The sequence below is a fragment of the Vibrio sp. 1-2 (7-a) genome, assembly GCF_013048515.1.
GTDB classification, from domain to species: Bacteria; Pseudomonadota; Gammaproteobacteria; order Enterobacterales; family Vibrionaceae; genus Vibrio; species Vibrio diabolicus.
This window is the reverse complement of record NZ_VHSQ01000005.1, coordinates 46,485-66,358: the sequence shown is the minus strand read 5'-3', so window position 1 is coordinate 66,358 and position 19,874 is coordinate 46,485. Positions and strand designations below refer to the sequence as shown.

The window sequence follows — 19,874 nt, the reverse complement described above, 5'->3', positions numbered from 1 at the left end:
AAAAAATTAAGACGGTTTTCGAGGCACTTGAGAGAACTTAACTAAAACTCGCACTCTGTTACACAGAAAGTGTCAGACTGAGTCAATAATTTATAAAATCTCAGCAGAAACTAAAATTATTGTTTACTCAGTATCGGGTGGGATAAATGCGATGAATACCTTATTTCATTGTTTATTAAGGTTTTGTTTCATTGAAGTAGAAAGAGAGTTGAAAGGAGAAATAGCCGTGAAGACGTGCTAGTCACGGCTGAAATGTTCACTTAATGCAGCGCGACGTTTTGAAGCCGCTCCGGTTTCTGAGCCTTGAACGGTATGCTCAAATCCCTTACGGATGAATCGTTGATCTGGAATAAGAGGCTCAATACGGCGAATCTGAGGTGAAAGGTGAGAGCCCGAGATCTGGTACGCGGTTTTTCCTAATCCAGTGTTCAACGTGATGATCTTTCCATCGAATTCAAATTCTGTCGTGATGAGTCGATGGTTTCGATATACCCCATCCTCTGTGAAAGTCAGACGTTCTGTTTGGTAGGGTGGCGCGCCGATCTCAATCCACTCGCCGTAGACTTTTTCCGGGTCAATATGGTCTTGATAGGATAGGTGGATTTGATAGCTGAAAAACGTCAAAAGACCCACCCCGAAAACGGCAAATGCGCTTTTGAGGACTTTGGATTGGTTGCGAGCCCAAAATGAAAGTTTTGGTTCCTGTCTTGTTTTCCGCCTTCGGCGAGCTGAGTCCGTCATTGGTCTACTTTTCTTCCCTTTTTTAATATGGTGGAAACCTTCCTTCTCAAAAACAAACAATCCCGCCATTAAGACTAAGAAATTATGATCTAATGTCCACTTTTACATTCGGATACACTCTTATTGATGGTTTTATTGTTTGCTAGCGTTAACTAATTCACCGACTTTATCTCACTAATTACGTCGTCTGGTTAAGCCTAGAAAAAGGTGGCCTCGCTCAGTAGCAAAGGATGTGCTTTATAACGTTGAGCTTAATGGCTTTCAGAGCTTGAGTAACAGGAAGAAACAAGGTAAAAAAGAGCGGACTTTTGATAAGGAAACCAATAATGAGTATTAAGGAAAATAGCTATTTTGCAGGTAGTGTAAAATCACTAGGCTTTAACCAGAATGATCAGGACGTTAGCGTTGGTGTAATGCTTCCTGGTGAATACACGTTCGGCACTCAAGCGCCTGAGCGTATGACGGTTGTAAAAGGTGCACTTGTGGTCAAGCGTGTCGGCGAGAGTGATTGGACGACTTACCAAAGTGGTGAGTTTTTTGAAGTGGAAGGGAACTCCTCATTTGAGCTTCAAGTGAAAGACGCGACTGCGTATTTATGTGAGTACTTCTAAAGCGTCCTTTTTGCCTGTAACAAAGCCACCTTCGGGTGGTTTTTTCGTCTATGTCCTTCACTTATAACGCATCTTTTGGTTATTTGGGTATATACTTAATAAAAATGTACCCATCGACCAGGGAGGAAGTGATGGCAGTACAACGCAAGCATTCTGATCTCCCTCCTCGTTACGAGGACAAAGATCTCACCAATGAGCAAAGACATCGTTTTACCGAGGTCGCCAATGCAGCCCATAAGAGACGTGAATTCTATCGACGTGCTCTAGGAAAAGGCTTAATGGGCAAAGTGAAGGACCGTGCGTTTAAAGGCCAATTCGGTCGCCAGCAAGATAAGCCGAGCAGAGTGCTGCAAGCTGTGTGGCTAATCGTATTTCTGGTGCTGGGGCTATGGGTGATGCATGTATTCGCTTAACCGTTAGCAAGCTTCTGACACAGCCGGCGTTTCAGAGGCTGACTTCTCTTCGGTATTGCAGTGCTCGTAATACGCGTATTGGTTTTTCCCTGTGTGTTTAGCCGCATACATTGCTTTATCTGCGCACCGAGTCAATTCAGATAAATCCTTCGCATCTTGTTTGTAGATAGCAGCGCCCACACTCATCGTTAACTCGTTAATCATATCGTAGCTTCGGTAGCCTTTTGGGAATAGATTCACAATACGCTTCAAAATGCTGTCGAGGTCATCTTTACTGTTTATGTCGTACAGCATGAGCACAAACTCGTCGCCCGCAAATCGAGCGATGGAGTAGTCGTGTTTGTCGGTTTTTCTGTCTTTATGGCGAACATTGTTTTTTAATCGAGTTGCAAAGGCTTGAAGCACTTGGTCACCAATATCGTGTCCGTAGGTGTCGTTAATATGTTTGAAGTTATCAATATCTAGGAAGACCAGAGCAGTGATACTGTCATCAGATGAATGGTTGATCTCATCGAGCTTTGCTCGCGCCCAAGTTTCAAAGCTCCAGCGGTTGGCAAGCCCTGTGAGTTGGTCAAAATACGCCAACTCTTCAATCCCTTCACGATAAAGTGTTTGAATGTAGTTGAGGACTTTTGTGTAGTAATACGAGAATGTGTGACACACAAATGCAGTTGCTATCAGGGTCAGCATAAATCGTCGTTCTATGATGTCACTGGCTGTTGGTAGCCGATCTAAAAAAACGACGCCAAAAAAGATCAGTAAGATATAGGTGCCACTAAACAGCAGACCGACTTTAAACTCATTGATCAGCACCAGAGTGGCGACAATGGGGTATAGCCATAATAGTTTACCTGAGGGGGCATCGTTATACAGAAGTAGCAATAACCCTTCGAACATCAAGACTGCACTCAGCCATAGGTCGGCATATTGATGATGTCGTTGGACCTTTATTACATAACTGATACCTAAACAGGCTAAGGCACACAGAGCATGGAAAAAGCTTAATCCCCAATTATCCTCAAACAATTGAGCAATAGAGCCATAAGTTAAACATGCCGCGGCGATACTGGAGCATAAAAAGACAATTTTCTTTTTTCTTGTTGAGCGGATATCCGCCATTTCCTCTAAGCGTGCTCCAGCCAATGTCGACATTACGTATCCTTGCTTAATTAACGTGTACGCTTATTCTAGGCGGTATTTTAGCGATGAATAGAACAACAAAGTTTCCAAATGTGATGTCAGTCATTTTTAGTATGGGCCTAGAAGTGTGGTTTGGTGAGAGTGCTCAAAGCGCAACACAGGCTTATAAAGTTTTCCATGGCGGATCTTTATGGTTTCAGATGGTTCGATTAATAATTCAAAGTAATGCATTTCCACCGCCGTATTTGCAGGATCTATCCTGACTCAACTCTGTTGGGAGTAGCATGAACTGCGCCTTCTACTTATTGAGCTCATTGTTCGTCAATCAACGACCTCTAAGTTCCGGCAATGAGTTTTTCGTTGTGAAAAAGCATTAGAAATATTTTTCCGAAACAGAGCGAAATATTGTTGTCGTTGTGACCAATATGCGACTAGAATCCGCGCTAAATCACGACCTCATATCGAGCTTCATTCGAGTTACTCTTTTTCCAAACTGCTTCACACATTTTGTGAGGCAGTTTTTAGTTGTAGGAAAGGTTAAAAACATGCCTAAAAGCCAAAACATCAACCAACGAATGTCCATCGTGGCATTGGCTTGGCCGATTCTTGTCGAAATTTTGCTACGGACGGCTTTAGGAACCAGTGACGTGTTCATGCTGAGTGGCTACTCGGACAAAGCCGTATCCGCTGTTGGTGTGATCACGCAGATTACCTTTTTCTTAATCATCGTTTCGACGTTTGTCAGCAGCGGAACGGGGATTTTGATTGCCCAATACAATGGCGCAGGGCGCGAGCAAGAGTCTGTGAGCGTCGGCGTTGCAAGTATTGCGCTGTCTGTGATCATCGGTGTGCTATTGAGTGTGATTGCTGTGCTTGGCGCGATATTCCTGCTCCCATATTACGGTTTGGAGGCACAAGTCGAGCAATACGCACGTGAATATCTGCTGATCAGCGGTGCGATGACGTTTAACGTTACGATTGGCGTTGTTTTTACGACCATTCTGCGTAGCCATGGCTATTCGCGCTCTCCAATGGTGGTGAACTTGATCTCGGGTGTGTTCAACATCATTGGTAACTACATTGCGCTTTACCAGCCATTCGGTTTACCTGTGTATGGTGTGCAAGGTGTAGCAATAGCAACTGTCGTCAGCCAAGTCATCGGTACGTTAATGTTATGGTTTATTCTCGCTCGCAGCAGCATTGAACTACCAATGTCGACCATGAAACAAGTGCCCGCAGAGATTTACAAAAAAATCTTAAAAATCGGCGGCATGAACGCGGGTGAAGTGCTGTCTTATAACGTGGCGCAAATCTGCATTGTGTACTTTGTGGTGCAAATGGGGACGGCATCGTTGGCGGCTTTCACTTATGCACAAAACATTGCCCGTTTCTCGTTTGCTTTCGCGTTGGCAATTGGTCAGGCTGCGCAAATTCAGACTGGTTACTACATCGGTAAAGGTTGGGTGAGCAGCATTTTAAAACGCGTACAAATCTACTTCTTAGTGGGATTTGTGGCATCAACAGCGGCAACCACACTGATTTACCTGTTTAGAGAAGAGATTTTGCGCGTATTTACCGATCAACCAGAAATACTCGCATTGGCCGGTTCGTTAGTCATGGGCTCAATTTTGCTCGAAGCCGGACGTGTGTTTAACCTGATTTTTATCGCGGGGCTGAAAGGCGCGGGTGACATCAAGTTCCCAGTGCAAATGGGGATTTTGAGTATGTGGGGACTAGGCGTGCTTTTCTCCTACATCTTTGGCATCCACATGGGTTATGGCGTTTTAGGGGCTTGGATGGCAATCGCTCTCGATGAATGGGTGCGTGGTATCATCATGGCAAGGCGTTGGCGCTCTCAGGTGTGGACCAAGTTTAAGGTGAGCTAACGGTTTGCTGTATCACGCATCACGCTTATTCTGTTGTTAGAAACCAAAAAAGGCACTGATAGTCAGTGCCTTTTTGTTATTTAAAATCTGGAAGAAGTTAGAATTCGCACTCAGCTCTGAACACCATGCGCTCTTTGCTGTATGGATGATCCAGCTCTAGCATCTCAGCATGCAGGTGTAAGCGATTCGCTTTTTCGCCGTATAAACCATCACCAACCATCGGCATATTTAACCCCATGTGATGAGCACTGTGTACACGTAGTTGGTGAGTTCGCCCGGTTTTCGGATACATGTATACCTTGCTGCGTCCATCTTTCACTTCAATCAGTTGCCAGTAGGTTTCTGCATGTTTCCCGTGTTCAAAACACACCAGTTGACGTGGGCGGTCGTCTGGGTCACCACGCACTGGCAGTGAAATTTCCCCTTCAGGCTCGTTCAATACGCCTTCGAGTAGTGCCATATAACGTTTTTGTACGCCGCGAGCCATAAACTGTTTTTGCAGACTTTTGTTCGCGCGCTTAGTTAAGGCAAACACCAAAATGCCAGAGGTCGCCATGTCGAGGCGATGAATCACAAACGGCCCTTCCACATCAGGGAACATCGCTTGTAGGCGCGAATAAGCAGAGTCTTTGATGGTTTTACCCGGCACTGAAAGTAAGCCCGAGGGCTTGTTGACGACGACCATAGCGTCGTCTTGGTAGATTATCTCTAGCTCTTTGTCTTCTGCCCAATTCTCCGCCAATGGGTTGGGTTCGACATCCAGCCCCTGCATCATATGACCTAAAATCGGCTGACATTTGCTATTACACGATGGGTAGAACTTTTTGTGTTGGCGAACTTCAGACTTTGGCGACACACCCCACCAAAATTCTGCCAGCGCCAGCGGTTTGAATCCGTGTTTAAACGCGTATTGAAGCAGTTTTGGCGCAGCACACTCCCCCGCGCCTGCTGGTGGGACTGGGTTTGTGGTGTCCGCAAAAATGTCCACCAAGTCGCGTGCTTCGCCATGGCTGTTTAGAAAGCGGTATTGTTTATGCAGTTTGTGCTGCAAAGCGTTGGAGAGTGTCTTGCGCTGCTCTTTCAGATGAGCAAGTTGCTGCTCTAACTCGGCCAAGCGCGCTTCTTTGATTGCAAGCTTTTCATCCCACGCTTGCTTTAAGTATTTGAGAACGTTTTTCTCGGCGACACTTTGTTTACCCAACTCATCCAACAAGATTTTGAGGTCATCGGCATTGAGTGTTTGCTCGCCCTGTTGGCGCTGTCGTTTGCGTGCGGCGCGGCCGTCAATCATCACTTGGCGCTGTGTTTGCTCCTCTTGCTGATAAGCGGCTCGGTCGGCTTGGATTTGCGCTTTAAGCTCCGCCAATTCCGGATTCGCGGCACAGGTTTTGTACTCCGCATTGGCGGCGTTGATGGCATCCGTTTCTGCGCGGAAGAAGCCTTCATCGGTCAGCATGTCGTACACAGGAGGGACAAATCCTGGAATCAAGTTTTGGTCAGCAATTTTGCCAGAAAATGCACTTAAAAAGCCGAGCTCGCCTTGAGGGCTTTTTACCAGCAATACGCCAAACATTTTGCCTCGCCCCGTTTCTTCATTAACTAAACCAAAATCGTGTTCGAAGTCGGTTTGCGCTAATAGGTGCTGTTGCAATTGCTTTGCGGCCATAACGCAAAGAGGATGCGGCGTGTAGTAGAACGGAAACGTAAACTGCGTTGGTAATTCATAGCCAGAAGTATCAGCAGTAAAACGAGTAAAACAATGTTCAGGCGAGTGCATGGTGGGTATCCGCGCGAGTAAAAATTCGAGCGAGGATTGTACCTGTTTGAGTCAGGATTGCCATGTCGGTGTTGGCACTCGCTCTTGGATTAAGAACAAGAGCGAGTGGGGAAGAGCTTATTGCAGTTTTTGTAATGCAAGCTTCCACTGTGCCGGTTTGTCGTAGTAGGTCGAGTGCGGCAAGGTCAAGTACTCGCCATTTACTTCTGCAATCAGGGTTGGATAACCACCAACGTGTAACTGGCGCATCAACTGTCGGCTAGAGCGAATTCTCTCGTTTAGCTCGGCTTCGCTTAACGTCATGTTTTGCTCCCACACATTGTTTGCTAAACCTAGCGATTCTGCAATGGCTTTGAGCATCGATGCTTCATTCACTTTTAACCCGAGCTGATAATGCGCAGATTGGATGGCCTTTAGCATGTACCATGGATTCACCCCCATTTTTTCCGCACTCAAGATCGCTTGTGTTGGTAGATAAGAATCAAGAACAAACGCATCTTCGCTTTTCACGCGTTGCAGATATGCTTCACCAAACGTTGCTCCGGTTTCGGTTGCGATACGAGCGTCACTGTTGATGATGTGCTGACGAAATTCAGGTTCAATCGCGCGTTTCTCAATCATGCCGCCGGGATGAAGCTCTACCTTAAATTGAGAGGTGTCCATCAAGGCTTCGATGAGTGGTGATGCCCCGTAGCACCAACCACACATGGGATCGAAGAAGTAATGCACGGTTACCATGACATTTCACCAGTATGCACTTTCGCACCGATTTCTAGCGCGATTGGCAATTGAGCTTCTGGGTATTTCGCAGACATGGTGTCAATGAGTTGAGCGCTGTTATTGCTGTGTTTTTTCGCTTGCTGAAAATCCTGCAAGTATTGTTGCGAGTAGCGAATGGTGTCTGCGTTCAGCTTTGTGCCTGCTTTCATGTGACCAGGAATGACCACTTGAGGTTTAAGCGCAAGCATCTCGCTAAGTTGCTGCTCCCAAGCATTGATGGCGGTTTGGTCAGCGGCATCTGCCATCCACAAATGTACGTTTGAGTACACGGCTACGTTACCTAGAATCGCTTTGTTATCTGGAATCCATAGGTAAGGGCGGTGTGCTGATGTGCCATGGTTACCACGGATTTCAATCTTATGACCTTCTAGCTCTAATGATGCTTTATCGTACGCGACAGGGATCACTGGTTTTACCGGTGCGTTTGCGCCAAGCTTTGGCCCCCAGTACGCCAGCTTTCCAGCCAATTTCTCTTTAATAATTTTTTGAACCGCAGGCGTTGTGATGATCTGCGCATCAGGGAACTGTTGGTGTAAGGCCTCTGCGCCAAAGTAGTAATCTGGGTCCGCTTGGCTGATAAAAATGGTTTTAAGTGTTTTGCCTGAGTCCAGCACTTTAGCGGCAATGCGCATCGCGTCAGCTTTGGTGAAGCCAGTGTCGATAACCATGGCGTCAGTCTCACCGTATACCAAGGTTGAGTTTACGTGGAAGCTGTTACCGTCGGCGTTGTAAACCTCAAGAGTAAGGGGAGAGTGGTTTGCCGCTAGAACAGGGCTTGCCATTAAAATGGATGCAGCAATCAAAGTGAATTTTTTCATAATAAGCTCCTAAAGAATTTGGGGCCAAGCGACCATGGCTTGGGAACGGGAGCTATATTAGGAAATTGATACGCTCGGAAAAATACACAATAATGTGCATCACTATTTCTTATTTCGAGCAAATGTATGGACAGAGTAACGGCAGCAAAAGTATTTGTGGATGTGGTGTATTCTGGCAGTTTTACCGCGACCGCAGAGCGGTTAGACATGTCTCGGCCAATGGTGACTCGTTATGTAGAGGCGATGGAGAACTGGTTGCAAACTCGTTTGTTGCACCGCACCACGCGCAAAGTGTCGCTCACCACCGCAGGGGAACGCAGCTTGCCTCAGATTGAGCGCTGGTTAAAACAGGCCGATACGTTGACGTCGAACATTGCCGTTGATGGTGAGCTGTCCGGAAAAATCCGTCTCGCGTCTAGCACTTCATTTGGATTCTCACAGTTGATCCCAGCAGTAAACAGTTTTATGCAAAATCACCCCAAAGTGCATATCGACATAGATCTGCAAGATTCAGTGAGTGATCTAACCGAGCAACGCATCGATCTGGCAATCCGAATTGCGTCAGATCCCGATCCTTCTTTGATTGGTAAGCCGATTGCGGTGTGTGAATCGGTGTTGGTGGCATCGCCGCAATACTTGCAAACTCATCGCGCGATCGCGCATCCGCGAGATTTATCTTCACACGACTGTTTGGGTTACAAAAACTTTGAGCGTCACGTGTGGCATTTGTCTCAGGGCGAGCAGTTCGAATCGGTGGGAATTGAGTGTCGCCTAACCAGCAATGAGGCCACAGCGTTATTGCATGGCGCTTTGCAAGGCATGGGTATTTCGATGTTGCCAACTTACTTGAGCAATATCTATCTCAAATCGGGTCAGCTTGAGTCGGTGTTGCCGGATTGGAAGCCAAATGATCTCAACATTTACGCGCTGTATTCATCACGTAAACACTTGTCTCCTGCGGTGAGAGCTTTCATCGATCACAGTGAAGATTACTTTAAACAGCATCCTTGGTAATAGCGAAAGGCGTCGTCATCCCGACTTGAGATTCATACAAGATCCTGTACCTTACATGGATATATTTTCGCAGCGTCATTTAGAGTTTTAGTTAATGTCACAAGTTCGCATCAAATTTATTGCTTCCGATATGGATGGCACATTGCTTGACCAGTACGGTCGTTTGGATCCAGAGTTTTTCGACCTGTTTTTGCAACTGGAAGAGCAAGATATTTTGTTCTCCGCTGCGTCTGGTCGTCAGTATTACAGTCTGCGAGACACGTTCGCGCCAATCAAAGATCGAGTGTTGTATGTGGCCGAAAACGGCACCTTGGTGATGTACCAAGACAAAGAGCTCTACAGTTGCACCATTCCTAAAGCGGAAGTGGCGGAGATTGTGAAAGCGGCTCGTGAAATTGACGGGGCGAACATCGTATTGTGTGGCAAGCGCTCGGCGTACATCGAAACGCATGATCAGCAATCGCTGGAAGAATTTCAAAAGTACTACCACCGCTGTGAATATGTGCCGGATTTGCTTGAGGTCGAAGACGAGTTTATTAAGGTGGCAATTTGTCACTTTGACGGTTCGGAAGAGCTCCTGTTCCCGACCATGAACGCGAAGTTTGGCGCAACGCATAAAGTCGTGGTGAGCGCAAAAATTTGGCTGGATGTGATGAATGCCGAGGCCTCTAAAGGCGCGGCCATTCAGCACCTTCAAGAGACGATGAATTTTACTCCGGCAGAAACCATGACGTTTGGTGATTACCTCAACGACCTTGAAATGCTGCAAGTCAGTGAGCATTCGTACGCGGTTGACAATGCGCATGACGAGATTAAGAAAATCGCTCGTTATTCTGCGCCAAGCAACCAAGAGGCAGGGGTACTCAAAGTGATTAAAGAGAAAGTGTTAGCGAAGTAACGCTCATCCTTTCGATGTTCTTTTCTTGTTAACGTAAAAAGCCCCGCAGTGTATGCGGGGCTTTGTTTTTTGTGTGGTGGGAGGGGGGTAGTAATGTTCCCGTTTTTTAGCGCACGTACTTAGCGGTTGCGCTGACCAAAAAGTGCTGCAACTTTCCATTCGATTTTGGTACCCACAAGTCGTTGTGGTATTGGTAGATACGGCCATTGACGGTCACAGACAAGGTGTTATCACCCGTTTGTTCCATGCGAATAAACTGATCCGAAGTGACCAAAAACGGCTCTTGCTCTTCAATGCTCTGGCCCGTTGCCAATACGAAGTAGCCGAATCGGTTGCCAGCATCCGGATCGGTTGAGTAGATTCGATGCCCAACGAGGCTGTAGTCGTCGTTGAGTGCCTGCTCAAGCGTTTTTTGCCCGATGGTTTCGTGCGATGGAATAAATACCCAAGCCAACACACCTGCCGCAATGACTGCCAGTAGAAGCAGTATTTGCATGAACTTTCTCATCATAAATACCGTTTAACGTTGAAATTTCATTTTGTACATGCGCTTATCCGCTATGCTGATAAGAAAGTCAACATTGTTACTGTCTTTTGGGTATTGGGCTAAGCCCATGCTGGTTGATAGTGTTGCGACGTTGTCGGAGTTTAGTATTGGCGCATCAAATACCGCATTGATATGCTCACGAACGCCTTCTTCATCAACATGCTCCCCTTCGAGGATGACGGCGAACTCATCGCCTCCCATGCGATAGACGGTAAAATCATTCAACGCCATAGATTTAAGCCGTCTAGCAATTTCACGCAGTACGGTGTCTCCCACTTGATGACCGTGTGTATCGTTGACGCTTTTAAAACCATTTAAATCTAAAATCCACAGAGAAAAAGGCCTTTTCTCTTGAGTGAGCTCATTCAGGTTGATAAATAGTGCATTGCGATTTCCAAGATGAGTCAGTGGGTCGCTGAGCGCCAGTTTTCTATGGAAATGGGATTCACGATAAAAGAAATAAGTCAGAGACAGGATCGACAAAACGAACGTAGCAAACAGCATATACTGCGCTTGCATTAACCGTTGCGTTTCTCCTTTCTGAGCCTCATAGACTTTGCTGCTTAGGCGAAAGTTCTGATTAACGAAATCGACCAAGCTTAAGTACAGTGTTTGAGTGGATCGATAAAATTGAGCCGCAGCTTGGCTATCGCCAGTTCTTGCTTCAACTAATTGCGCTTCCAGACCCTGAAATTCCTCAAAAAGATCAATGAAATACTGATGCATATTATTTCGAGAGAAAAAAGTGTAGGCTTCATTACTACTAATTAATAAATCGAATCTACTCCAGGCCAATTCATATTGCAGCTCTGCACCTTCGATATTTAATACATTTTCATCGACTCGTCTCGCTTCTCCGACAAGTTCCGAAAGCTCTTTAGAGAGTTGGAATAAAAACCAGGTTGCTTGTTTTTGCTCATTATTAAAGTTTTGTGACAGTGCGCGTGTCTGCTGCAGAAGCAATACATTTGCGAGAAGCAAAGAAGTGGCAAACACCACAAGTAACATTTTACTGGTTGTAGAGTATTGTGGTGCTCTCTGCTTTGGAGGGGTGGGTTCTGATAACTTCATTCTTATTATTTTGCTTTCATCTCATTTACTTGCCAGACCATTTGCGCGTGATATTTATTGTAGTTGAGCTCAGGATAGAGACTAAGAGAGTATATTACCCAAAATGGCCCCTTATTCCTGACTTTTATATAGTGTTGATCTTGTTGGTAAGCCAGTATTGGTTGGTATCTAAGAATGTCTTGTCGAGACAGTGTCGAGTGATAGTCATTCAAGCTACTGACATCAACTTGTTCTGGCACTTTGCCATAGACGTGGGTGAGGAGCGTGCTAAGTTTGACCCCAAGAAATTCAGAAGAAGCAGGGATCCAAGGCAGCGTGGTTGTGTAGCTGGTGGTTGGTAAAGATTGAATCTCTTCCAGTTTTAATGTGACACTAGGTTGTTGGCTACTGCTAAATACGATCGTACTTGCAGATAAGAATGGCGCAACAAAAAACAGACCTAGCGCGACTATCTTTTTCATCATATGCCCTTTGAGTTTTATTCTTTTTGCTGAGCTAGGACAAAGGTGCTAGCGGTACTTTATTTGTAATTGTAATAATAGAGCCAACCGGATGAGATTTTATAATATGTTATGTTTGAAAAGTAACTGTCGGTTTACTGTACGTCAAGGTTATTAAGTGACTTCTTAATTAAAAGGTCAGAAATATGCGTTATTATTTCGCTCTATAACGAGTTCGTGTCAGTTCGCAGATTTTTAATGGAAATTAATCCTATTTTCAACCGATGATTTGTATTGTGAATGAGAATTAGAAGGGTTAATGATTGAGGTACAAGCAAATCCGATTTCATCCTTACATTGTTCTCAATCTTTATTCCAATGTTATTTAAGATTGGTATGTTAATACGCACCAAAAATAAAGCCACCTAGGTAGGTGACTTTATTTTTTAATTCATCAAGTTACTTCTATGAATTAGGCAAACAAATACTTCGCATGGAAGTTGAGATGATCGTCAATAAAGCTTGAGATGAAATAATAGCTATGGTCGTAACCAGATTGCATTCTTAAGTTCAGGTTTGAATCATGCACTTTTGCTGCAGCAACCAGCGCTTCTGGCCTAAGTTGCTCGTTAAGGAAGCCATCAGCATCACCTTGATCAACCAAAATAGGAAGTGGTGATGGTTTTTGCTTGAGAAGCTCACTTGCATCGTATTGCTTCCAGCTCTCAATATCTTTGCCTAAGTAGGCAGTAAAGGCTTTTTGTCCCCAAGGGCATTGGACTGGGTTACAGATAGGGCTAAACGCCGATATTGAGCGATATTGTTCTGCGTTTTTCAGACCAATGGTTAATGCTCCGTGACCTCCCATGCTGTGCCCAGAAATCGATTTTACTTCTGAGACAGGGAAATTGCTTTCAATGATCTCTGGTAACTCTTTAGTCACGTAATCGTACATGAAGTAATGCAGTGACCAAGGTGCTTGAGTCGCATTAAGGTAAAAGCCAGCTCCTTTACCCAGGTCATAGTTTTCATCGTCAGCGATACCTTCGCCTCTTGGACTCGTGTCCGGAGCAATGATCGCAATGCCAAGCTCGGCCGCCATACGAAATGCGCCCGCTTTCTGCATAAAGTTTTCATCGGTGCAGGTTAAGCCCGACAACCAGTACAAAGCGGGTACGGGGTTCGATTTAGTGGCATTCGGTGGTAAGAAAATCGCAAAGCGCATCGTGCAGTTTAGGGCTTTGGATTCGTGTGTATATTGTTTGTGCCAACCGCCAAACACTTTGGCCTGGCTTACATTTTCAATGGTCATGAATAAACTCTCTAACAACAGAATGAATTCAGGCTCCCCAAAAGGAGAGCCTGAGGCAGCATTATTGATCCATATGAATAACAGTACGGATGCTCTTACCTTCGTGCATCAGATCAAACGCTTTGTTTACGTCTGCCAATCCCATCGTGTGAGTAATGAACTCTTGCAAGCCAAACTCACCCGCCATGTAGCGGTTTACGATTTCTGGAAGCTCAGAGCGGCCTTTAACACCACCGAAAGCCGAGCCACGCCATACACGACCAGTTACTAGCTGGAATGGACGAGTTGAGATCTCCTGACCTGCACCCGCAACACCGATGATCACCGACTCACCCCAACCTTTGTGACAACACTCAAGTGCCTGACGCATCACGTTTACGTTACCGATACATTCGAAAGAGTAGTCAACACCACCGTCAGTCATTTCAACAATCACTTCTTGGATAGGCTTGTCGAATTTCTGTGGGTTAATCACATCGGTTGCGCCTAGCTGTTTTGCAAGATCGAATTTGCTTTCGTTGATATCGATACCGATGATGCGGCTTGCACCCACCATGCGTGCACCGATGATCGCTGAAAGACCGATACCACCCAGACCGAATATCGCAACCGTGTCGCCTTTTTCAACTTTTGCCGTATTCATAACTGCGCCCATACCGGTTGTTACGCCACAACCTAACAGACACACTTCTTCAAGTGGTGCATCTTTGTTTACTTTCGCTAGAGAGATTTCAGGGAGTACCGTGTACTCAGAGAAAGTAGAACAACCCATGTAGTGGAAGATGGTTTCACCGTTGATAGAAAAACGGCTTGTACCATCGGGCATCAGACCTTTACCTTGTGTTTCACGCACGGCCTGACAAAGGTTGGTTTTGCCCGATTTACAGAACTTACACTCGCCACATTCTGCGGTGTACAGTGGAATTACGTGGTCGCCTACCTTAACGCTAGTGACACCTTCGCCCACCATTTCAACAATGCCGCCACCTTCGTGACCAAGAATAGAAGGGAAGATGCCTTCTGGATCGTCGCCTGACAGAGTGAACGCATCAGTATGACAAACACCTGTTGCGACGATGCGCACTAGCACTTCACCCGCTTTAGGAAGCTGTACATCCACTTCTTCCATTTTCAGTGGTTCGCCAGCGGCCCATGCAACCATTGCCTTGGATTTGATGTGAGTTTGACCAGGTTTGATTTCAACAGTCATTGGATTTTCCTTTATATTCTCAGTATATGGAGTGACGTAATAAGCGTAGTTAAGGTTTGCTTACTGCGCTGCGTCGTTTTGTTGATGTCCATTCTAGGTGTTTCAATAAAAATGATAATCCGTCCATTTTGAAAATGATTTTTACATATACGTAATAATGGTAAGGTGAGTAGACAACAAGAGTGTGATGCCTCCTCAACGCGGAAGGGAAAGCGGAAAAGGCAGTTGACCTGAAGTTAGGTAGAGGGGCTAGAGTAGAACGCAATCAACCCATCAGCGAAGTAAGAGTGATTATGAACAAGACGGATCTGAATGCCTATTTAACCAAGCTCGGTATGCCAAGAGAGCTACCTGCCGATTTAGAAACATTACATAAAGTACACGTGGCACAGCACCGCAGCCTGCCGTTTGAGAACTTTGATATTGCGTTGCAGCGCGGCATCTCTGTTGAGATTGAAGACATCATTCAAAAAACCGTGTATCACTCTCGCGGTGGTTACTGCTTTGAATTGAATGGCTTAATGCTTGAGGTACTCAATACTCTCGGATTTGAAGCACGCAGTTTACTAGGACGTGTGCATGTGTCGGGCACACCAACGGGCCGTAGTCATCAAATCACGTTGGTGACGCTGGATGAACAAGCATGGATTGTCGATGTGGGCTTTGGCTCCAATACGCCGCGCGCGCCATTGCCGTTTATCCTCAACCAAGTGATTCAGACGGATTTACAAACCTTCCGCTTTGTCGAAGATGCTCAGTTTGGTTACTTCCTTCAAGTGTTGTCAACGGATGGAACGGACACATGGAACAACCTTTATAGCTTCGATTTAGAGTTTGTGTTTGCGGGTGATATCGCGTGTGGCAACTTTTTTACTTCCACTTCTCCTCACTCGCGTTTTACCAGCGCAAGAGTCGCGGCGAAAGCAACAGAAAGTGGGTTGGTGACATTGCTTAACTACACACTCAAATACACCAGCCAAGGTGAGCAGACAGAATTGGAGTTAGAGCCAGGCCAAGCTTATCTGGATGCCTTGAAAGAACACTTCGGCATTGAACTTGATGCGCAGTACGGCGATCTTCGTCCGTTGCCTGACGCGTAAAGTTCTCCCGTTTTCAAAGCGTAGCGCGACGAGAATATTTTCATCACTATTTGTCTAAAAGAGGTCGACAGGAATACAGCATGGCGAATTGGGAAGGGGTCAGCGAATTTGTTGCTGTGGCGGAAACCAACAGTTTTACCGGAGCAGCAGCTAAGCTGAAAACATCGGTGGCACAAATCAGTCGTCGGGTATCAGCACTTGAAGAACGACTTGCGGTGAAATTGCTGCATCGCACGACGCGAAAAGTCTCCCTGTCTGAAGCCGGACAACTCTATTACCAGCAGTGTAAACATTTGGTGGAAGGGTTAGAACTGGCCGAGCTTGCCGTCACGCAAATGCAGACCGAACCGCGCGGTTTGCTGCGCGTGACGGCTCCTGTGACGTATGGGGAAATGAACCTCGCGCCGCTTTTGCATCAGTTTTTGGAAAAGTACCCGCGTGTGGATCTTGATTTAGTGCTGACCAACCAAAAGCTGGATTTGATTGAGCAAGGTGTGGACGTGGCGATTCGTCTTGGCCGCTTGCAAGATTCCAGCATGATTGCTAAACGTCTTTCGTCGCGCCAAAACTATGTGTGTGCCAGTCCGATGTATTTGGAGCGTTTTGGTGAGCCACATACGTTGTCGGAATTGGGGCGGCATCAGTGCTTGGTTGGCTCTGTCGACTATTGGCACTTTAAAGAAAATAAACGCGATAAGTCTTTGCGCGTGTCGGGACGGATTAAATGCAACAGCGGTTTTGCTTTGGTGGACGCAGCGAAACGCGGTCTGGGTTTAGTGCAGTTGCCGGATTACTACGTTCAAGAAGCATTAGACAGTGGTGAGTTGGTCGAAGTGCTGACCGATTACCGTGATGATCGCGAAGGCATTTGGGCGCTGTATCCGCAAAGTCGCAATTTGTCGCCAAAAGTGCGGTTATTGATCGATTTTTTGGCGCAAGAGCTTGTTGATTAGCGGTTTAAAGTACCTCATTACAAGGTATGTTGCTAAAACGCCCGGTGATGCCGGGCGTTATTAATTTGGGTGAGAGCCTGAATTACACAGACATGAATTACTATTGATTGGATTCCGCGTCTTCACGTTTAATCACTTTGTGCCCGTCTTCCGACACGCCTTGCTTCCAATAGCTGCTGATGTAGATATTTTCACGATCAACTTCTTTCTCGTTGCGGAAGTATTGGCGTAGCGCGCGCATTGAATCGAACTCACAGGCACACCATATCGAAGCGTCCCCATCTAGCCATTTTTGTTCGCGTACCGCTTCTGCTAGGGTTTGACCTTCTGTAAGCCAAATTAGCTCCATATCAGTTGGTGCGGGCAGAGGCTGGATGTCTGCCGCAGACATCACACTGATCACGGCGTAGCCTTTTGCCTCTTCTGGTAGCGTACGAATTTTCGCTGAAAGAGCAGGAAGTGCTGTCATATCGGCGGCCATAAAGAACCAGTCAGCCTCGGTATTCAAATTAGAGATACTGCCTGGACCTACGATATTAATCGTATCGCCTTTTTGTGCGGCCATCGCCCAACGCGCGGCAAAGCCACACTGTAAATCTTGTGTGGTGTGGCGGACAAAATCGACTTCGATGGTGTGTGTTTCCGGATGGAAACGACGAATAGTATAGGTTCGCATTAATGGTCGGTCATCGTCGCTTAGCGTACTCAAATCGGTACCGCCCATCTCATTGAACAATAGCTTGATGTAGCTACCTTCGCAGTCGCGTGGAAACTGGCTTAGCGCTTCACCTTGCAAAGTAATACGCTGCATATTTGGGGTAATTGTCTCTGTATCTGTGACAACAATCGTTTTAGGTTGAGGCTTCTTCTTCATCTTTGACTCTACTCGATAATTATTCTCTTTCTCATTTAAGGTTATCAAGATCTCTCATAAGAGGGTAGTGTCTTTATATAAATTTACACTGTGAATTGAGCTGGATTATTGGAGTATTGCAGTAGTACTGGGGACTGGGTCGAGCAAAATACGTAGAAAAAATAAGAAAGGGCACGCTAACATGCCCTTTCGAACTTAACGATGTAAAGGCTTACTGAGTCTGCTCAAGTAAATGTGTTTTTAGGAATCTATCCATCGCTTGGTAACCATCAAGACGGTTCTCCAAAGAGCGGAATCCGTGCCCCTCATTTTCTTTCACGATGTATTCGACCTCGACGCCTCGTTCGCGCAGTGCATCAACGATTTGGTCTGACTCGCTCTTCACCACGCGTGGATCTTGTGCACCTTGTAGGACCAATAAAGGTGCCTTAATTTGGTCGACATGGAACACTGGTGAGTAGGCTTTCATCATTTTCGCGTCTTCAGGATCATTCGGATTGCCTACTTGCTCGTGTAACATTGCAAGGAATGGTGCCCAATAAGGTGGAATGGAGTCCATAAAGGTAAATAAGTTAGATACGCCAACGTAGTCGATTCCGCACTTATATAAATCAGGAGTGAATGTCACCCCCGCCAGAGTTGCGTAGCCGCCATAAGAGGCACCATAAATACATACGTTGCCATCTTGTGCGTAACCTTGTTCGGTAGCCCATTTGACACCGTCGGTAATGTCATCCTGCATGGATTGTCCCCATTGCTTGAACGACTTCTCCCAAAACTCGCGACCATAACCAGTTGAGCCCCTGAAGTTCATTTGCAGCACTGCGATACCACGGTTAGCGAATAATTGTACCTCAGGCTGAAATCCCCAGTGATCACGAGCCCATGGACCGCCGTGTGGGAGCACAAGCAAAGGCAGATCTTTGGCCTCTCGACCCTTCGGCAGCGTTAGGTACCCATGAATGGTTTCTCCATCGCGAGCGGTGTATTGGATAGGCGTCATCTTCGCCATATGTTCTGGCTTATGCCATGGAGCGTTTTCTGCCAATTTCTCCAATTTGTCTGCTTTACGATCGTAGAAGTAGTAATTTGGTCGATCGACATCGCTGTAGGTGACGACAATCATTTTACTTTCATCTCGCGTCGCACTAGTTACAGAAATTTCTACATTTGGCAGTTTCTCTGAGAGGCGCTCGAAGGTTTGTTGGTAAGAATCATCTAAGAAGTGATAGTGGTTTTTATCTGTCACGTAAGAGACTGAAACCAGCTTATTAAGCGCTTCAGAGTAGTGAGCGCTATTCACGTCAACTTCCGGGTGAGAGAAGATTTCTCGTATTTCTTTATTGGCTTTTACATCGTATTCAACGATGGCTGATTTATCACGCGTAATTCGTGATGCCACATATAAGTTTTTGTTGTCCGGCGTGAATGAAATGGGGCTAAAGCTCTCTTTGAAAGTGAGATTCTTTAGCGGCTTAAATTCATCTTCAACCGTATCGCGATATAAAACGGAGATATTAACACCATCTGATGTGGTGATGACACGAATGTTGCCATCGTGATCGGTACCCCATGAGCGCACATTGCCCGGGTTTTGCGCGACGAGAGTATTTTCGCCTGTTTTTAGATTATGTCGATAGACATCAAAGACTTGCGGGTTACGCTCGTTACTCGAAATCAAAATGTCATCGGGTTGATTGTCTAGTGTGTCGATAACGTATGCCACAACACCGGATGTCGGTGTGATGGTTTTCTCTTCGCCTGTTTTGACATTAACCGTCACGAGATAAAAGTTCTCATCTCCTCCCGTATCACGAGAGTAAATTACGGTGTCTTCGCCAACCCAGTAGTAGTATGCAATGTCGCGCCCTGTTACGGATGTGACGCGTTTTATCTGATCGGGGTTATCTGTGGGATAAACAAAGACGTTCTTACGGTCTTGCCATGGCTTCATCATTGAGATGTAGTCACCAGCAGGAGAGATTTGATAGCTAGAAACTTCGCTGTTTTTAAAGAAATAATCCACTGGATACTCGGGTGGAATCATTTCAGCATTGGTTGTGGTGGATGTTTGACTGCAACCCGCCAATAATAATCCAAAAGTGGCAGCAAGAATAAGCTTGCGAGTGTGCATTGTGTAACGCTCCTTGTGTAAAGGACCTTAAGCTCATGAGCTTTTGGCCAGGGTGATAGATTCATCGCAGTTACTGCGAGCAAGCAACGAACATTAAAAATAGCTGTGGCTTATGATTAGTGTGCCTTTAATAAATAGCGCATTGCTTCGCTACT

Annotated in this window: 19 protein-coding genes; 7 read left to right on the top strand and 12 right to left on the bottom strand. The window is 45.9% G+C overall.

Annotated elements, in window-relative coordinates:
- Positions 1-237: 237 nt before the first annotated feature.
- On the bottom strand, positions 238-741 hold the full coding sequence (locus tag FKN08_RS14940) for a DUF2850 domain-containing protein (protein WP_170892424.1): 504 nt from the start codon (positions 739-741) through the stop codon (positions 238-240).
- Positions 742-1,067: 326 nt separating this feature from the next.
- On the opposite strand from FKN08_RS14940, the gene FKN08_RS14935 reads away from it, so the two are divergent.
- Together FKN08_RS14935 and FKN08_RS14930 are read left to right on the top strand one after the other, a co-directional pair.
- Positions 1,068-1,352, top strand: a complete 285-nt coding sequence (locus FKN08_RS14935) for a pyrimidine/purine nucleoside phosphorylase (RefSeq protein WP_005392006.1) — start codon at positions 1,068-1,070, stop codon at positions 1,350-1,352.
- A 131-nt stretch (positions 1,353-1,483) separates the two neighbouring features.
- A complete protein-coding gene (locus tag FKN08_RS14930; RefSeq protein ID WP_041853103.1) occupies positions 1,484-1,765 on the top strand; it encodes a hypothetical protein in 282 nt (93 codons plus the stop codon).
- A gap of 3 nt (positions 1,766-1,768) precedes the next feature.
- On the opposite strand, the gene FKN08_RS14925 is transcribed toward FKN08_RS14930, so the two are convergent.
- Complete coding sequence (locus FKN08_RS14925; RefSeq protein ID WP_048625526.1) at positions 1,769-2,917, bottom strand: GGDEF domain-containing protein; 1,149 nt, start codon at positions 2,915-2,917, stop codon at positions 1,769-1,771.
- A gap of 533 nt (positions 2,918-3,450) precedes the next feature.
- Here FKN08_RS14925 and FKN08_RS14920 point away from each other — a divergent pair.
- Positions 3,451-4,791, top strand: coding sequence for an MATE family efflux transporter (locus FKN08_RS14920; protein WP_170892423.1), 1,341 nt, complete (start codon positions 3,451-3,453; stop codon positions 4,789-4,791).
- A 97-nt stretch (positions 4,792-4,888) separates the two neighbouring features.
- On the opposite strand, the gene FKN08_RS14915 is transcribed toward FKN08_RS14920, so the two are convergent.
- The 3 genes from FKN08_RS14915 to FKN08_RS14905 all read right to left on the bottom strand — a co-directional run bounded on the left by FKN08_RS14915 (position 4,889) and on the right by FKN08_RS14905 (position 8,166).
- A complete protein-coding gene (locus FKN08_RS14915; protein ID WP_170892422.1) occupies positions 4,889-6,568 on the bottom strand; it encodes a pseudouridine synthase in 1,680 nt (559 codons plus the stop codon).
- 117 nt (positions 6,569-6,685) lie between these two features.
- On the bottom strand, positions 6,686-7,306 hold the full coding sequence (locus FKN08_RS14910) for a DsbA family protein (protein WP_170892421.1): 621 nt from the start codon (positions 7,304-7,306) through the stop codon (positions 6,686-6,688).
- Positions 7,300-8,166 (bottom strand): MBL fold metallo-hydrolase, encoded by an 867-nt coding sequence (locus FKN08_RS14905; RefSeq protein WP_006740944.1) that lies wholly within the window; start codon positions 8,164-8,166, stop codon positions 7,300-7,302. Before FKN08_RS14905 ends, FKN08_RS14910 begins: the two co-directional genes overlap by 7 nt.
- A gap of 126 nt (positions 8,167-8,292) precedes the next feature.
- Here FKN08_RS14905 and FKN08_RS14900 point away from each other — a divergent pair, with 126 nt between their 5' ends.
- Both FKN08_RS14900 and FKN08_RS14895 read left to right on the top strand, forming a co-directional pair.
- A complete protein-coding gene (locus tag FKN08_RS14900) occupies positions 8,293-9,180 on the top strand; it encodes a LysR family transcriptional regulator (RefSeq protein ID WP_170892420.1) in 888 nt (295 codons plus the stop codon).
- 94 nt (positions 9,181-9,274) lie between these two features.
- Positions 9,275-10,078: an HAD family hydrolase gene (locus FKN08_RS14895; RefSeq protein ID WP_170892419.1), complete on the top strand. Its 804-nt coding sequence runs from the start codon at positions 9,275-9,277 to the stop codon at positions 10,076-10,078.
- A gap of 106 nt (positions 10,079-10,184) precedes the next feature.
- On the opposite strand, the gene FKN08_RS14890 is transcribed toward FKN08_RS14895, so the two are convergent.
- The 5 genes from FKN08_RS14890 to FKN08_RS14870 form a co-directional block, all read right to left on the bottom strand.
- The gene (locus tag FKN08_RS14890) at positions 10,185-10,574 is read right to left on the bottom strand and encodes a hypothetical protein (protein ID WP_006740947.1); all 390 of its coding nucleotides are present in this window, start codon (positions 10,572-10,574) and stop codon (positions 10,185-10,187) included.
- 24 nt (positions 10,575-10,598) lie between these two features.
- Complete coding sequence (locus FKN08_RS14885; protein WP_170892418.1) at positions 10,599-11,696, bottom strand: GGDEF domain-containing protein; 1,098 nt, start codon at positions 11,694-11,696, stop codon at positions 10,599-10,601.
- A 5-nt stretch (positions 11,697-11,701) separates the two neighbouring features.
- On the bottom strand, positions 11,702-12,157 hold the full coding sequence (locus FKN08_RS14880) for a hypothetical protein (protein WP_005391987.1): 456 nt from the start codon (positions 12,155-12,157) through the stop codon (positions 11,702-11,704).
- A gap of 451 nt (positions 12,158-12,608) precedes the next feature.
- Positions 12,609-13,448 carry an S-formylglutathione hydrolase gene (fghA, locus tag FKN08_RS14875; RefSeq protein WP_047009747.1) on the bottom strand — a complete coding sequence of 280 codons (840 nt, stop codon included), beginning with the start codon at positions 13,446-13,448 and terminating at the stop codon, positions 12,609-12,611.
- A gap of 61 nt (positions 13,449-13,509) precedes the next feature.
- Positions 13,510-14,658: an S-(hydroxymethyl)glutathione dehydrogenase/class III alcohol dehydrogenase gene (locus FKN08_RS14870; RefSeq protein ID WP_046875600.1), complete on the bottom strand. Its 1,149-nt coding sequence runs from the start codon at positions 14,656-14,658 to the stop codon at positions 13,510-13,512.
- A gap of 293 nt (positions 14,659-14,951) precedes the next feature.
- Here FKN08_RS14870 and FKN08_RS14865 point away from each other — a divergent pair, with 293 nt between their 5' ends.
- Positions 14,952-15,758, top strand: coding sequence for an arylamine N-acetyltransferase (locus FKN08_RS14865; protein WP_170892417.1), 807 nt, complete (start codon positions 14,952-14,954; stop codon positions 15,756-15,758).
- 80 nt (positions 15,759-15,838) lie between these two features.
- Positions 15,839-16,711: a LysR family transcriptional regulator gene (locus FKN08_RS14860; RefSeq protein ID WP_005391982.1), complete on the top strand. Its 873-nt coding sequence runs from the start codon at positions 15,839-15,841 to the stop codon at positions 16,709-16,711.
- Positions 16,712-16,811: 100 nt separating this feature from the next.
- Here FKN08_RS14860 and FKN08_RS14855 read toward each other — a convergent pair whose 3' ends face one another.
- Positions 16,812-17,585: a siderophore-interacting protein gene (locus FKN08_RS14855; RefSeq protein WP_114322655.1), complete on the bottom strand. Its 774-nt coding sequence runs from the start codon at positions 17,583-17,585 to the stop codon at positions 16,812-16,814.
- A 211-nt stretch (positions 17,586-17,796) separates the two neighbouring features.
- On the bottom strand, positions 17,797-19,719 hold the full coding sequence (locus tag FKN08_RS14850) for a S9 family peptidase (protein WP_170892416.1): 1,923 nt from the start codon (positions 19,717-19,719) through the stop codon (positions 17,797-17,799).
- Between the last annotated feature and the right edge of the window lie 155 nt (positions 19,720-19,874).

Bases quoted from the DNA above. Each gene is read 5' to 3' on its own strand.
- FKN08_RS14940 (WP_170892424.1), bottom strand. From the start codon at position 741: ATGACGGACTCAGCTCGCCGAAGGCGGAAAACAAGACAGGAACCAAAA.
- FKN08_RS14935 (WP_005392006.1), top strand. From the start codon at position 1,068: ATGAGTATTAAGGAAAATAGCTATTTTGCAGGTAGTGTAAAATCACTA.
- FKN08_RS14930 (WP_041853103.1), top strand. From the start codon at position 1,484: ATGGCAGTACAACGCAAGCATTCTGATCTCCCTCCTCGTTACGAGGAC.
- FKN08_RS14925 (WP_048625526.1), bottom strand. From the start codon at position 2,917: ATGTCGACATTGGCTGGAGCACGCTTAGAGGAAATGGCGGATATCCGC.
- FKN08_RS14920 (WP_170892423.1), top strand. From the start codon at position 3,451: ATGCCTAAAAGCCAAAACATCAACCAACGAATGTCCATCGTGGCATTG.
- FKN08_RS14915 (WP_170892422.1), bottom strand. From the start codon at position 6,568: ATGCACTCGCCTGAACATTGTTTTACTCGTTTTACTGCTGATACTTCT.
- FKN08_RS14910 (WP_170892421.1), bottom strand. From the start codon at position 7,306: ATGGTAACCGTGCATTACTTCTTCGATCCCATGTGTGGTTGGTGCTAC.
- FKN08_RS14905 (WP_006740944.1), bottom strand. From the start codon at position 8,166: ATGAAAAAATTCACTTTGATTGCTGCATCCATTTTAATGGCAAGCCCT.
- FKN08_RS14900 (WP_170892420.1), top strand. From the start codon at position 8,293: ATGGACAGAGTAACGGCAGCAAAAGTATTTGTGGATGTGGTGTATTCT.
- FKN08_RS14895 (WP_170892419.1), top strand. From the start codon at position 9,275: ATGTCACAAGTTCGCATCAAATTTATTGCTTCCGATATGGATGGCACA.
- FKN08_RS14890 (WP_006740947.1), bottom strand. From the start codon at position 10,574: ATGCAAATACTGCTTCTACTGGCAGTCATTGCGGCAGGTGTGTTGGCT.
- FKN08_RS14885 (WP_170892418.1), bottom strand. From the start codon at position 11,696: ATGAAGTTATCAGAACCCACCCCTCCAAAGCAGAGAGCACCACAATAC.
- FKN08_RS14880 (WP_005391987.1), bottom strand. From the start codon at position 12,157: ATGAAAAAGATAGTCGCGCTAGGTCTGTTTTTTGTTGCGCCATTCTTA.
- fghA (WP_047009747.1), bottom strand. From the start codon at position 13,448: ATGACCATTGAAAATGTAAGCCAGGCCAAAGTGTTTGGCGGTTGGCAC.
- FKN08_RS14870 (WP_046875600.1), bottom strand. From the start codon at position 14,658: ATGACTGTTGAAATCAAACCTGGTCAAACTCACATCAAATCCAAGGCA.
- FKN08_RS14865 (WP_170892417.1), top strand. From the start codon at position 14,952: ATGAACAAGACGGATCTGAATGCCTATTTAACCAAGCTCGGTATGCCA.
- FKN08_RS14860 (WP_005391982.1), top strand. From the start codon at position 15,839: ATGGCGAATTGGGAAGGGGTCAGCGAATTTGTTGCTGTGGCGGAAACC.
- FKN08_RS14855 (WP_114322655.1), bottom strand. From the start codon at position 17,585: ATGAAGAAGAAGCCTCAACCTAAAACGATTGTTGTCACAGATACAGAG.
- FKN08_RS14850 (WP_170892416.1), bottom strand. From the start codon at position 19,719: ATGCACACTCGCAAGCTTATTCTTGCTGCCACTTTTGGATTATTATTG.